Source organism: Pseudophaeobacter sp. 1A09344 (assembly GCF_041008745.1).
GTDB lineage: Bacteria > Pseudomonadota > Alphaproteobacteria > Rhodobacterales > Rhodobacteraceae > Phycobacter > Phycobacter gallaeciensis_A.
This window is the reverse complement of the sequence record NZ_JAXGFS010000012.1, coordinates 47,909-60,569: the sequence shown is the minus strand read 5'-3', so window position 1 is coordinate 60,569 and position 12,661 is coordinate 47,909. Positions and strand designations below refer to the sequence as shown.

Annotated in this window: 18 protein-coding genes; 16 read left to right on the top strand and 2 right to left on the bottom strand. The window is 62.8% G+C overall.

From position 1 onward, the window contains the following. Genes SM765_RS18575 through SM765_RS18535 form a run of 9 tightly spaced genes read left to right on the top strand, consistent with a single transcriptional unit; the run spans nucleotide 1 to nucleotide 5,649 of the window. Nucleotides 1-840: an ABC transporter substrate-binding protein gene (locus SM765_RS18575; protein WP_274835770.1), complete on the top strand. Its 840-nt coding sequence runs from the start codon at nucleotides 1-3 to the stop codon at nucleotides 838-840. After that, on the top strand, nucleotides 837-1,820 hold the full coding sequence (locus tag SM765_RS18570) for a FecCD family ABC transporter permease (RefSeq protein ID WP_274835771.1): 984 nt from the start codon (nucleotides 837-839) through the stop codon (nucleotides 1,818-1,820). Before SM765_RS18575 ends, SM765_RS18570 begins: the two co-directional genes overlap by 4 nt. Continuing rightward, entirely contained in the window at nucleotides 1,817-2,572 is a 756-nt protein-coding gene (locus SM765_RS18565; RefSeq protein ID WP_274835772.1) for an ABC transporter ATP-binding protein, read from the top strand. Before SM765_RS18570 ends, SM765_RS18565 begins: the two co-directional genes overlap by 4 nt. Next, the gene (locus SM765_RS18560; protein ID WP_274835773.1) at nucleotides 2,572-3,237 is read left to right on the top strand and encodes an adenosylcobinamide amidohydrolase; all 666 of its coding nucleotides are present in this window, start codon (nucleotides 2,572-2,574) and stop codon (nucleotides 3,235-3,237) included. The genes SM765_RS18565 and SM765_RS18560 overlap by 1 nt, the downstream gene beginning before the upstream one ends. Then, nucleotides 3,230-3,382, top strand: coding sequence for a hypothetical protein (locus tag SM765_RS18555; protein WP_274835774.1), 153 nt, complete (start codon nucleotides 3,230-3,232; stop codon nucleotides 3,380-3,382). Before SM765_RS18560 ends, SM765_RS18555 begins: the two co-directional genes overlap by 8 nt. A gap of 11 nt (nucleotides 3,383-3,393) precedes the next feature. Continuing rightward, the gene (locus SM765_RS18550; protein ID WP_274835775.1) at nucleotides 3,394-4,035 is read left to right on the top strand and encodes a MotA/TolQ/ExbB proton channel family protein; all 642 of its coding nucleotides are present in this window, start codon (nucleotides 3,394-3,396) and stop codon (nucleotides 4,033-4,035) included. Further along, nucleotides 4,032-4,412, top strand: a complete 381-nt coding sequence (locus tag SM765_RS18545) for an ExbD/TolR family protein (protein WP_274835776.1) — start codon at nucleotides 4,032-4,034, stop codon at nucleotides 4,410-4,412. Before SM765_RS18550 ends, SM765_RS18545 begins: the two co-directional genes overlap by 4 nt. Nucleotides 4,413-4,417: 5 nt before the next feature. Continuing rightward, nucleotides 4,418-4,801, top strand: a complete 384-nt coding sequence (locus SM765_RS18540) for a biopolymer transporter ExbD (protein ID WP_274835777.1) — start codon at nucleotides 4,418-4,420, stop codon at nucleotides 4,799-4,801. Continuing rightward, nucleotides 4,798-5,649 (top strand): energy transducer TonB family protein, encoded by an 852-nt coding sequence (locus SM765_RS18535; protein WP_274838363.1) that lies wholly within the window; start codon nucleotides 4,798-4,800, stop codon nucleotides 5,647-5,649. Before SM765_RS18540 ends, SM765_RS18535 begins: the two co-directional genes overlap by 4 nt. A 126-nt stretch (nucleotides 5,650-5,775) precedes the next feature. Here the strand turns inward: SM765_RS18535 and SM765_RS18530 are convergent, their stop codons facing one another. Further along, the gene (locus tag SM765_RS18530; protein ID WP_274838362.1) at nucleotides 5,776-6,234 is read right to left on the bottom strand and encodes a cyclophilin-like fold protein; all 459 of its coding nucleotides are present in this window, start codon (nucleotides 6,232-6,234) and stop codon (nucleotides 5,776-5,778) included. A gap of 72 nt (nucleotides 6,235-6,306) precedes the next feature. Next, complete coding sequence (locus tag SM765_RS18525) at nucleotides 6,307-7,509, bottom strand: NAD(P)-dependent alcohol dehydrogenase (RefSeq protein ID WP_274838361.1); 1,203 nt, start codon at nucleotides 7,507-7,509, stop codon at nucleotides 6,307-6,309. A gap of 196 nt (nucleotides 7,510-7,705) precedes the next feature. On the opposite strand from SM765_RS18525, the gene SM765_RS18520 reads away from it, so the two are divergent. The 7 genes from SM765_RS18520 to SM765_RS18490 all read left to right on the top strand — a co-directional run bounded on the left by SM765_RS18520 (nucleotide 7,706) and on the right by SM765_RS18490 (nucleotide 12,598). Next, nucleotides 7,706-8,161 carry a (R)-mandelonitrile lyase gene (locus SM765_RS18520; protein ID WP_274838360.1) on the top strand — a complete coding sequence of 152 codons (456 nt, stop codon included), beginning with the start codon at nucleotides 7,706-7,708 and terminating at the stop codon, nucleotides 8,159-8,161. A gap of 57 nt (nucleotides 8,162-8,218) precedes the next feature. Then, entirely contained in the window at nucleotides 8,219-9,148 is a 930-nt protein-coding gene (locus SM765_RS18515; RefSeq protein ID WP_274828183.1) for a LysR family transcriptional regulator, read from the top strand. Nucleotides 9,149-9,277: 129 nt separating this feature from the next. After that, complete coding sequence (locus SM765_RS18510) at nucleotides 9,278-10,039, top strand: carboxymuconolactone decarboxylase family protein (RefSeq protein WP_274832348.1); 762 nt, start codon at nucleotides 9,278-9,280, stop codon at nucleotides 10,037-10,039. A 49-nt stretch (nucleotides 10,040-10,088) separates the two neighbouring features. After that, on the top strand, nucleotides 10,089-10,727 hold the full coding sequence (locus SM765_RS18505; RefSeq protein ID WP_274838359.1) for an NADPH-dependent F420 reductase: 639 nt from the start codon (nucleotides 10,089-10,091) through the stop codon (nucleotides 10,725-10,727). A 23-nt stretch (nucleotides 10,728-10,750) separates the two neighbouring features. After that, nucleotides 10,751-11,146 carry a (R)-mandelonitrile lyase gene (locus tag SM765_RS18500; protein WP_065271027.1) on the top strand — a complete coding sequence of 132 codons (396 nt, stop codon included), beginning with the start codon at nucleotides 10,751-10,753 and terminating at the stop codon, nucleotides 11,144-11,146. Between the two features lie 275 nt (nucleotides 11,147-11,421). Beyond that, entirely contained in the window at nucleotides 11,422-12,285 is an 864-nt protein-coding gene (locus SM765_RS18495) for an aldo/keto reductase (RefSeq protein WP_274838358.1), read from the top strand. Nucleotides 12,286-12,436: 151 nt separating this feature from the next. Further along, complete coding sequence (locus SM765_RS18490) at nucleotides 12,437-12,598, top strand: hypothetical protein (RefSeq protein ID WP_274835467.1); 162 nt, start codon at nucleotides 12,437-12,439, stop codon at nucleotides 12,596-12,598. Nucleotides 12,599-12,661: the final 63 nt, after the last annotated feature.

The following is a 12,661-nucleotide window of genomic DNA, read 5'->3' as shown; positions in this document are numbered from 1 at the left end:
ATGCGCTGGCTGCCCGGCATAGCCCTGGCCCTTTTCTGGGCCGCCACCGGAGCCTTTGCCGGGCCGTCGCGCGTTGTTACGATGAATCTCTGCGTGGATCAGATGGCGATGATGCTGGCCGCGCCGGATCAACTGATCTCGATTTCCTTCGTCGCCCGGGACCCCCGGGCCTCGGCCATGGCCGAAGAGGCGCAGGCCTATCCGGTCAATCACGGGCTGGCGGAAGAAATCTACCTGCTGAAGCCGGATCTGGTGATCGCTGGCGCATCTTCGGCGCCTGCAACGATGGATATGCTGCGCCGCCTTGGCGTGCCGGTGGCGGAATTCGGGCCAGCCTTTTCGCTGGAGGATGTCCGAACCCGCATCGTCGAGGTGGGCGAGGCGCTGGGCCGTCAGGAAGCCGCGCGCCGGTTGCTGGCGGATTTTGACCAGCAGCTGGAGTTTCTGCGGGCGGATGCCCCGGACAATCGCCCGCGCGCCGCGCTTTATGCGGCCAACGGATATACTGCAGGCCGCCAGACGCTGGCCGGGCAAATCCTGGAGGCGGCAGGTTTTCGTAATATCGCCGATGAACTGGGCTATTCCCATTCCGGCCAGCTGCCGCTGGAGCTGCTGGTGCTGTCAGAGCCGGATCTGCTGGTCGGCACAACCGCCTATCCGCGCAATTCCCGCAGTGAGGAAATTCTGAAACATCCGCTGGTGCGCATGCTGGCCGGACGCAGCGGCGCCGGGGAAATCCGCAATGCCGACTGGATCTGCCCGACACCGCATGTGTTGCGCGCGGTAGAGACACTGGCGGCAGAGCGCCGCGCCTTCATGGAACGTGAGGCCCGCCAATGACCCGGCTCATGCTGTGCCTCTCGGCGGCGGTGCTGGCACTGTTCCTGATCTCCCTAACGGTGGGGCCTGCAGATGTCGGTGTGGGCGAGAGCCTGGCGGCCCTGTTTGACGATGGCTATGGACCTCTCAGTCTGGTGATGCGTGAAATCCGGCTGCCGCGGGCAATCCTTGCCGCCGTGATCGGCGCCGGGCTGGGGCTGGCGGGCGCGGCGATGCAAGGCTACCTGCGCAACCCGCTGGCCGAGCCGGGGCTGATCGGTGTGTCCTCCTCAGCGGCGCTGGGGGCGGTATTGGCAATCAACACCGGCCTCGCTGCCACCGCCACGCTGGGCCTGCCGCTGTCGGCGCTGGCTGGGGCTCTGGGCGGTGTGTTTCTAGTGATGGCGCTGGCCGGGCAGCATGGGGGATCACTGACGCTGATCCTCGCGGGTATCGCCATTTCGGCAATGGCAGGGGCGCTGACCTCGCTGGTTCTGAACCTCTCGCCCAATCCCTTTGCTGCTAATGAGATCGTCTTCTGGATGATGGGGTCGCTATCGGACCGCTCGATGCAGCATGTCTGGCTGGCGCTGCCCTTTGTCCTGGCCGGGATGGTGATCCTGCTGCCGCTGGGGCGCGGGCTGGATGCGCTGACTCTGGGCGAGGATGCAGCCCAGACCATGGGCGTGAACCTGAGGCAGCTGCGCTGGTTTTTGGTTGTGGGGACTGCCAGCATTGCCGGTGGCACCACGGCAGTTGCGGGCGCCATCGGCTTTGTCGGGCTTGTGGTGCCGCATATTCTGCGTCCGTTCGTCGATGGGCAGCCCTCGCGGCTGCTTTGGGCCTCGACCCTTGGCGGCGCGATCATGCTGCAACTGGCGGATATTGCCGTGCGGCTGATCCTGCCCACCCGCGATCTCAAGCTGGGCGTGGTCACCGCGCTGGTTGGCGCGCCCCTGTTCCTGCACTTGATCTACAAGACGCGGAAGGGGCTGGCATGAGCGTGCTTTCGGTCCGGAACCTTTCTGTAACCCTGCGCGACCGTCCGGTGCTGCGCGATGTGTCCTTTGAGATTGGCAAGGGGGAGTTCGTCGGCCTGCTGGGTCCGAATGGCGCCGGGAAAACCAGCCTGATGCGGGCCGCGCTGGGGCTGATCCCGGCCACGGGCAACAGCTCGCTGGCCACAATGAACGCCTCTGAAAGAGCCCACACGGTGGCCTGGATGCCGCAATCACGCGAGATCGCCTGGCCGATCCCGGTGGAGCGACTGGTGGCGCTGGGCCGTCTGCCGCATCTGCCGCAGGGGCGGCGACTGCCAGCCGCCGATCAGGCCCTGGTGGATCAGGCAATCTCTCGCATGGGACTGGACTCGTTCCGCAAGCGGGCCGCCTCGCGCCTGTCGGGCGGCGAGCAGGCCCGTGCATTGATCGCCCGGGCGCTGGCCCAGGATACGCCACTCCTGATGGCGGATGAGCCCTCTGCCGGGCTGGATCCCTCGCATCAGATCTCCACCATGGAGGTCTTTGCCAGCCTCGCCGCCGAAGGGCGCGCGGCGCTGGTGTCCCTGCACGATCTGGGACTGGCCGCCCGTCATTGCACGCGGCTGATCCTGCTGGCCGAAGGCGGTATCATGGCCGATGGCCCGCCCGCCGAGGTGCTGACGCCCGATCTGATGGCCCGCGCCTTTGGCATCTCGGTCTGGCACGAGACCACAGCGCAGGGCCCGATATTCCAGCCGCTGGAGGTGCTGTGATGGGCGCGGTCACCCTGCAGCGCCCATGGATCGAGTTTGATCTCGGCGCCGAGATGCAGGTGCTGAGCTGGGCGGTGAACCGGCCAGGATTTGTCACCGCTCGCCGCATCCTGTGGCGCGAGGTCAGGAACAGCGACCTGCCGCGCGATCTGGATGTCACCGAATGGTTCGCAGGCGAGCTGGCGCAGCGCGGCGGCAGCGACGCGGTCGCTTTCCTCACCTCACGGGATGTGCGGCACTATTGCGAAGCCTTGGCCACGGTCGAGGGGATCTCGGCCCAAGCGGTGGCTACCGTCGGCTTGTCGAACGGTGAACGGATCGGCAACCGGGTGGATTACTCCCGCCGCGACTGGGGCACCATCAATGTCGCGCTGCGCCTTTCCGAAGGGCTGACGCAGGCCGGGCTGATTGAGGCGCTGAGCATCGTAGTTCAGGCCCGCACCGCAGCCGTGATGGATGCGGGGTTTGAGCTGCCGGGCGGCGGCGGAACAGCAACCGGCACCGGCACCGACTGCGTTGCGGTTGCTGCACCTGCCGGGGCAAACTCCTATGCCGGGCTGCACACGGCCACCGGCGAAGCCATCGGAAAAGCCGTCTACAAGGCCGTCCACACCGGTGCGCTGGAGTGGAAGGCATCCAACGCCCGGAGGGCGGTCGATGCCTGAGCGCGTGCACATGCAGGCAGCGGCGTTGACGCAGGCGGGCCGCGCCTGCACCATCTGGCCGGGTCACGACCGTCCGGCAGACTTCCATTCGGCGCGTTTTGACCGCGGCGCTGAGCAAACCAACCCGGGACTTCCGGGCCACTGACGGAGGCTGCTATGTCCTTTGCCCCTCTTTTCGATTTCATGGCCCGCGGCGGTCCCGCCCTTTGGGTCATCGGCGCGCTGTCGGTGCTGACCCTCGCCCTGTTTCTGTGGCGCCTGATCGGGCTGGCACAGGTCGGGGTCTGGCGCAGGCCGCAATCCGAAACATGGCTGGATCAATGGCGGGCCGGAGGGGCGGTGCCTATTGCACCCGGGCGCACGCCGCTGGACCGGGTCACCCGGTCTGCGATGGTGGCCCTGCTGACGCCCGAGTTCAGCCCCGAGACCGCAGAAAAGGAAACCACCCGCATCGCCAAGGCCGAGCTGGCCGCTTTGCGTCATGGTCTGCGCCCGCTGGAGCTGATCGCGGCGATTGCGCCGCTGGTCGGCCTCTTGGGGACCGTGCTCGGCATGATCGGCGCTTTTCAGGCGCTGCAGGAAAGTGGCAGCGGCGCGGATCCTTCCGTGCTCGCTGGCGGCATCTGGGAGGCGCTGCTGACCACGGCGGCAGGCATGGCCGTGGCGATCCCGGCCTCGGCGCTGGCCTCCTGGATCGAAGGACTGGCCGAGCGTGAACAGGCCCGGATGGAGGATGCCGCCACCCGCGTCTTCACCGCAGCCGCTGCCCGACCGGCACAACGTCAGGCCGCGCAATGACACTGGCCTTCGGAGCACCGCGCCGGAAAAAGCGCATCAGCCTCGCGCCGATGATCGACGTGGTGTTCCTGCTGTTGGTGTTCTTCATGCTGGCCTCGCAATTCGGCCGCGACCGGGTGGTTCCGCTCACTATGGGCGGGGCAGGAGCCGCCTATCAGGGGCCGCCCCGGCTGGTGCTGGTCACAGCGGACGGGCTGCATCTGAACGGAGTTCCGGTCGCAGCTGATGCCTTGGCGGCGCGGCTGATCCCGCTGACGCAGGAGATGTCGGACGCCATCATACTGCAACCGGACAAATCAGCGTCGCTCCAGCAGATGATGGATGCTGCGGTGCTTCTGACTGAAGCGGGCTTTACCGGCCTTGTGGTCATGGAGTGAGCGGCATGGATTTCTCCACACCGAAAAAGCGCGAGACAGGTGAACCGATCCTGCCGATGATCAACGTGGTCTTCCTGCTGCTGATCTTTTTCCTGCTGTCCTCGCAAATCGCCCCGCGCGCGCCCTTTGCGGTGGTGCCGCCGAAACTCGAAAGCGGAGATCCCTCGGCGCCCGAGGCCGTGCTGTTCATGGCCGCCGACGGCCGACTGCATTTCACGGGCGCGCAGGATGAGGGCGCCATTGCTGCAGTGACGGCGCAGGCCGGGCAGATCGGGGTGCTGACCCTGCGGGCCGATGCCGAGGTTCCGGCGCATGAAGTTGCGGCGCTGATTGCCCGGCTCAGGGCGGCGGGCATCGCATCGGTGACATTGACCGGAACCGGGTCATGAGCCGTCTTGCGCTCTTTCCGGCATGTCTTGCCTCGGCGGCGCTTTTGCACGCGCTGCCCTTTGTGGCGCTTCCGGATGGCGGCACTGAGGCAGAGGGCAGCGGCGGCACCGGTCAGATCACGCTGGTGGCGGCCTCGGCTGAGCTGACCCAGCAGGTGTCCAAATGGCAGCGCCCGCAGGAGATCACCACTCAGGTGCCTGCCGTAGTGCAGCCCGCTCCGATCGCCAATCCGCAGCCCGTCCCGTCCGCCAGCCCGTCCTCTGTGCCGGACCTTCCAACCTCCGCTCTGGCCGTGCTGGCCCCGGCGGCCCAGGCGGAGGCCGTACCCGAAAAACCCGCACCCCCACCGCCGCCGCCTGCTCCCCCACCGCCTGCGCCTCCGCCGGTTGCTCCGGCACCGCCTGCGCCAGCCCCGCCGCCCAAACCGGCGCCAGCAGCTGAGGCTCCGGCAGAGGCAAAACCGGCAGCGGCTTCGGTGGCCGTGAACCAGCAGGCAGCAGGCAGCGGCCAGCGCAGCGCCCGTGGTGACAATGGGGGCGACGAAGCCAGCACCGGAAACGCTGCCCGGGATGCCAAGCTGAAACGCCGCTGGGGCGCGGCCATCCTGTCTAGGATTGAACGCCAGATGCGGCGCCCGCGTGGCGGCGATCAGGGCAAAGCCCGCGTGCGCTTGAAAGTTTCGACCCAAGGACGGCTGATCGGGGCCTCTGTCGTGCGCAGTTCCGGCAGTTCGACGCTGGACCATGCCGCACTGCAGGCGGCGCAAAAAACACGGTACCCACGTGCGCCCAAGGCGCTGGCGCCGGGTACCTATACCTTCGATTTCTCACCCCGTTTCACTAGGTGACGCTTGCAGTTCAGCGTCCTCGGGACAGGAACAAGGGGTACAGTAAATGCCGCGCAGGACATGCTGGTCGGGAGGCATTTCTGTGCCACTGGATGACCGCTGGACACCTGTTGACCGGCAACCGTGTCAGTCGGCGATTTCTATGCGGACTGTGTAGGGGGCGGAACGCACCAAAGGTGCGATATCGCCATCGAACGCCCCGAGACGCACCAAGCCGCGGGAGTTCTGGAACGGTTTGTAGAAGATCGCCAGATTGCCCCAAGGCGCATATAACGTGATGTCGCCGGTTTCGGGCTTATAGCTTGCCGGTGCGCCTGTTGTGTCAAGTTTGCGGGGCAGGTCGGAAATTTTTTCAATTCCGTGGTAATCCGCAAGGGTCAGCTCAAGCGGCAGCATCGCCGCAAAATCCCGTCCGGCAGCAGTATCGTCCAGCGTTGCTGAGAGGCGGTCTTCGCCAAATATGAACTCGATTTTGGTCATGGTGCCTTCTTTCTGTGTCGCTGTACCAGATGTTTCTGCCACGACGGGAGCGGACAGCGCGAGCGCACTCATCAGTGCCAAAGCCGGAGTTTTGAGCCAGTTCACGTTCATTGTCCTCCTCAGATTTCCTGAAATGCGACCAAGGCGTAATTGAGTGTCCCGCCTTGGCCATGATGATCAGGCCTTGGTCATGTCGATGACATAGCGATAGCGGGCCTGTTTTCTGACGACCTTTTCACAAGCCGCGCCGATCTGATCCGGAGTGATCATTTCATAGGTCGCTGCGATGCCGTGATGGGCGGCAAAATCAATGACCCGCTGCGTTTCGGCGATGCCACCGGTCATCGAACCTGCCAGGCTTTGACGGCCGAACCCCATCATCATGCCATGCGCCCCTTCGATGGGGAACAGCGCGCCAACATTGACCAGGGTCTTGTCGAGCTTGAGCATATTGAGGAATGGTTGCATCGGGTAGGCCACCGGCACCGTGGAGAGCATAAGATCAAAACTGCCCATCTGGCGGCGCATGGCGTCTTCATCGGACCAGAGATAAGCCTCGGACGCACCAAAGGATTTCGCGTCCTCCAGCTTATCCTTGGATGTGGTGAAGACGACAACCTCGGCACCTTTTGCAGCGGCGAGCTTTACCGCAAGGTGGCCAAGACCACCCATGCCGATCACGCCATAGCGCTGCCCGGGCTGCAAATCCCAGTGGTTGATCGGCGAGAAAGTCGTGATACCTGCGCACAGCAGAGGCGCAAAACCCGCGAGATCCACCCCCGGCGGAATGCGAAGCGCAAAGTCCTCTTTCACGACGATCTTCTTCGAGTAACCACCATATGTGACCCCGCCCGAGATCTTGTCTGGGGAGTTGTAGGTGAAGGTGGTGCCATTCAGGCAATTTTGTTCCCGATCAGCGAGACAGTTCGCACATTCGCCGCAGCTGTCGACCATGGTGCCTACACCTGCGATGTCGCCTTCGCGGAACTTGGTCACCTCGGCGCCGACGCCGGTGACGCGGCCCACCATTTCATGGCCAGGGACCAGCGGAAAGGTCGGCATCCCCCAGTCGCCTTTGTAGGTGTGGATGTCCGAGTGGCAGATCGAGCTGTACAGGATTTCGACCACCACATCCTTTGGACCGGCTGCACGGCGAGGGATGGTGTGCGGTGCAAAGGATCCGCTGGTGTCGAAGGCGGCCCAGCTTTGTACATTGCTGGCGCCAAGCGGGCTTGCGGCCTCCTGCGCCTTGGCCTCGCTGGACAGGGCCGCAGCGGCGAGCGGGGCGGTTGCCATGGCCGCGGTGCCGCCAAGGAAGGACCGGCGGCTTTCGCCCTCGCGGGTCAGGATTTCGGCCTTTTGGTTGCAGGCTTCACACATGGGGATCTCCTTGGACGGTTGGCTACGAGGTACAGGACCAAGATACTCCATTCTCCGCATTGGATAATCCCGGCCTGCTGCACAGCATTCATGAGAAGCCGTCATGAATGCTGTGCAGAACAGGCCCATGATCCGGCTGGCGGAGCTCTCTACCTTTTGTCCTATCCAACGCGATCAACCAAAAAGGACAAATGCCATGAAACTCATGCTCACGGCCCCCGCGCTCATGCTCACCGCCTCAACCGCCTTTGCCCAATCCGTGGAGATCAGCCGGCACGAAGACCGGCCCGGCCAAATTGGAAGCGGCACGGTCTTTACCGGTACGGCCTATATCTCCCCTGTATTCGGCCCCCAGATGAATAATGTCAGCGCTGGCGAGGTGACGTTTCTTCCCGGCGCCCGCTCTGCTTGGCATACGCATCCGGTAGGGCAGATGCTGGTCGTTACCCATGGCACCGGCTGGACCCAGGAGCGCGGTCAGGACAAGCAGGTCATCAAGGCCGGTGATGTGGTCTGGTGCCCGCCCGGTGTTGAACACTGGCACGGCGCAAGCGACAGCACATCGGTGACACATTACGCCATTCAGGCGGTGGTCGATGGCTCGGCCGTCAGTTGGGGTGAGAAGGTCACGGAGGAGGAATACCTCGACTGAAGCGCAACTTAACCATCGATTTCATGAAGGCCGGACATAGATTGTGGAAGAACGACCATGAGCAACAACACACAAATCCCGGCCCCTTTCATGATACGCGAGAACATCAACGACCTGATTGCCTTTGCCGCTGTTGCGGAAGAGCGCAGTTTCACGCGGGCTGCGGCACGGCTGAACGTGTCGCAATCCGCGCTGAGCCATACAATCAAGGGGCTGGAGCAGCGGCTGGGCTTGCGCCTTCTGACGCGCACCACACGCAGTGTTGCCCCGACCATCGAGGGAGAGGACCTGCTTGCCACGCTCAACCCCTGTTTCGAGAAGATCGAAAATCGGCTGCAGGCGCTGAATGACGCGCAGGATCAGCCAACGGGAACGGTGCGGATCGTGGCAGTGGAATACGCCATCGAAAGCATTCTGTGGCCCAAGCTGTCGCCGGTGCTCAAGAAGTATCCTTCGGTGAATATCGAGTTTGTCATGGACTACGGCTATACCGATCTGGCGGCGTCACAATGCGATGCAGGGGTGCGCTATGGTGATCAGGTCAGCGAGGGGATGATCGCTATGCGGATCGGCCCGGATGAGCGGATGGTCTGTGTCGGTGCCCCTGAGTATTTCAAGGAAATGGGCACACCGCAGGTGCCACAGGACCTGTCCGATCACCGCTGTATCAACCTGCGTCTTTCCACCCACGGCGCGCTTTATGCCTGGGAGTTTGAGGACAAGGACGGCAACGAGATCAACGTCAAAGTCAAAGGTCAGGCCTGTTTCAACACGGTCAATCCAGTGATGCAGGCGGCCACGGATGGGCATGGTCTTGCCCTCATCCCGGAACGCCTTGCCCAGTCGCGGCTCGACAGTGGCGCGCTGCAGATGTGCCTTGGCGATTATTCTCCCTATTTTCCGGGCTTCCACCTTTATTACCCCAGCCGCCAACGCCCGTCCTCGGCGTTCAGCGTGGTGCTGGAGGCTCTGCGTGAACGCGGCTGAGACCAAAGGAAGGGTATGAGGCTAGGCATTCATGAAATGGCATCATGAGTGGGGTGATCAGGACGGGCATTAAGCTTTCGGGAAAAGGGGCCACATCATCAGGCAGAAGCAACCCAACAGGAGATCCCGATGAAGACCTCTATTGCCGCCTCTGCCTTTGCGCTGATGACCAGCCCGGCCTTTGCCCAGGATGTGAAAACCACGCTGCCCGATGCAGTGGGGCAAGTCTCCCCGGCGCTGGAAGCCTATGCCACGGATACGATCTTCGGCTCGGAATGGACCAATGAGGCGCTGTCGATGCGTGACCGTGCACTGCTGACATTCGCGGCGCTTGTGACACGTCACGAAACGGAAAATCTTGGCAGCTATGTCGCGCTGGCACTGGACGCGGGCGTGACCCCGGCAGAGTTGTCCGAGACGATCACCCACCTGGCCTTCTACACTGGTTTTGGCAATGCAACCGCAGCGTCCGAGGCCGCAGCGCCTGTGTTTGCCGCTCGCGGCGTGTCGATCGATGCCTTGCCGCCCGTGTCCCCGGATCTGTTGCCGCTCAATAAAGAGGCCGAAGCCGCCCGTGAAAAGCTTGTCAGTGGCCTTTATAGCGACGTCAGTATCGGTGTTGTCGACAACACCCGCGAGGTGCTGTTTCTGGACCTCTGGCTGCGCCCGGATCTTGCCCCCCGCGACCGCAGCCTTGTGACCGTCGCCGCCTTGATCGCCGCAGGTCAGCCCGAGCAGATGACCTTTCACCTGAACCGCGCCATGGACAATGGTCTCTCGCAGGAGGAAGCTGGGGCCATGCTGTCGCACCTTGCCTTCTACGCGGGCTGGCCAAAGGTATTCTCGGCCATGCCCATTGCCAAAGAGGTGTTTGAAAATCGCGGGCAATAAGACCGTATGAAGATTCGGGAAAGGCAGCAAAAGTCAGAAGGAGAGATGCATGAAGATTGGAATTCTCGGCTCCGGCCTTATGGGCGCCAAGCTTGGCGCACTCTGGGCTGCCTGTGGTCATGACGTGTGTTTCTCCTATTCTCGCAGCACTGCCAAGCTCGCGCGTCTCGCAGGCGATTGCGGCGGAACATCGGGCACGGTTGCCGACGCGGTCGCAGGAGCGGATGTGCTGCTTCTTGCGGTGCATTGGTCACGCATCGACGATGTCCTGCAGCAGGCCGGAGATCTGGCGGGAAAGGTCGTGCTCAATTGCTGCGTGCCGCTGAATGACAGCAACACAGAGCTGGTGGTGGGCACAACGTCCTCGGGCGCCGAAGAGCTGGCCAAGGCCCGGCCCAAAGCCCGCTGGGTGTCGTGTTTCAACACCATCCCGTCCGAGAGTTTCCGGCCTGTGTTTGACCGCAAGGGACAAACGCCCGCGCCGCAGGTCTTTACCTATGGTGATGATGCGGAGGCAAAGGAGATCGCGGGGACGCTGATCCGGGACATCGGGTTTGAGCCGCTTGAAACCGGGGGGCTGCGCAATGGGCGTTTTGTCGAACCCTTTGCCATGGCGACGGTCGAGCTGGCCTATGTGCAGCCCGGCGGTCCGGCGCTGACCTATCGATTTGAAAAACTGCGCGGCTGACCGCGCATGAAAGGAGATCAACCATGAAAATCATCCGTTCCGGCAGCGCGCCGTCCAGACCGGGCCCCGAAGACTGGTTCACCGGCTCGGTCCGGATCGACCCGGTGTTTCAGGCCGAAGACCCCGGGCGGGTCAGCGGTGCCCATGTGACATTCGAACCCGGCGCCCGCACCGCGTGGCACACTCATCCGGCAGGGCAAACCATCATCATCACATTTGGCCGCGGACGTGTGCAGCGCGAAGGCGGCCCCGTCGAAGAGGTTAGCGCAGGCGATGTAGTCTGGTTCCCGGCTGGTGAAAAACACTGGCACGGCGCATCGCCTGACACCGCCATGAGCCACCACGCCATCCAGGAAAGCATCGATGGGGTCGCCGTTGACTGGATGGAGAAGGTCAGCGACGAAGACTACAACGGCTGATCTTTGGGGCGCGCAGGCAGGTTAGACCTGCTCGCAGCCCAACGCCCTGCATCGGCGATAGTTGCCGCGGGCATCAAGGACGCATGGCACAGTGCGCGCCGCCTTGGCGTTCCGCCATTAATGATCTGAACTCATCAGTGGGTTCAATTCTGCATGGATTATCGCAGGAGCCTGCCTGCCATAAGTTCCACCCCATCAGATACGCACTGGAACTTCTGCCGCTCGATCGACGGCAGGGGAGCCATTGGCGATACACTATGACAAAGGAAAACCCAATGATCCTTCAAGAAACTGACACTCTTTCCAATGGCGTCGAGATTCCGAAACTTGGTCTTGGCACCTGGATGATCGACGACGCGGTAGTTGCGGATGCGGTCAAGGCGGCTGTGAACCTTGGCTATCGCCACATCGACACCGCGCAGGCCTATGCCAACGAACGCGGTGTTGGCGAAGGAGTCCGTGACTGCGGCGTGGCCCGCGACGAGATTTTCGTGACCACCAAGCTGGACGCCGGCATCAAGACCTATGACGAGGCCAAGGCAGCCATCGACGGCTCTCTTGCCACGATGGGGTTGGACTATATCGATCTGATGATCATCCACAGCCCGCAGCCGTGGGAAAATTTTGCAGGCGACGACCGGTACTTCGAAGGCAATCTTGCCGCGTGGAAAGCGCTGGAAGAGGCGCTTGAAGCAGGCAAACTGCGCGCGATCGGTGTGTCCAATTTCCAGAAGGAAGATCTCGACAACCTGATCGAGAACGCCACCGTCAAACCGATGCTGAACCAGATCCTGGCCCATATCAGCAACACGCCCTTTGACCTGATCGACTATACCAAGAGCAATGGGATCCTTGTCGAGGCCTATTCGCCTGTCGGTCATGGTGAGCTGTTCAAGAATACCGAGGTCGGCGCAATGGCCGAGAAATACGGCGTCAGCATCCCGCAGCTTGGCATTCGCTATTGTCTGCAGCTGGGCCTGCTGCCTTTGCCGAAGACCGGAAACCCGGATCACATGGCCAACAACGCGGCGGTGGATTTCGAAATCTCCGACACAGATATGGATGCACTTAAGTCCATCGAGAAGATCAAGGACTACGGCGAACATAGTTTCTTCCCGGTCTACGGCGGCAAGATGTAAGCGGCGCCTTCAGGATCGGCCGATACTGAAACAACCGGTGGGGCCCGTGGTCCCGCCGGTCTATTTGTCGGTTCTGCTTGGCGTGCCCGCGACAGGTAGGGCGCGAGAATACGAGCATATGGTGGGTTGGGACCATAGTCACGGGGTCGGAATGATCTTTGGCCCCGTGCTTTGGATGACCGACCTGGGTCTGGTGGTCGCCGGGCTGATCTGGCTGGTGCGCGGGGGCGACGGGACGTCATCGCAGCGCAAAGCGTCCGGCGCGCAGTCCGAACTCGATATGCGATTTACCCGTGGCGAAATCGATTCATAAGAATACGCCGCGCGCAAAAATTATTGATTTCATAAGCTTGCGGGCCGCTTGGGGGAGCTTCCA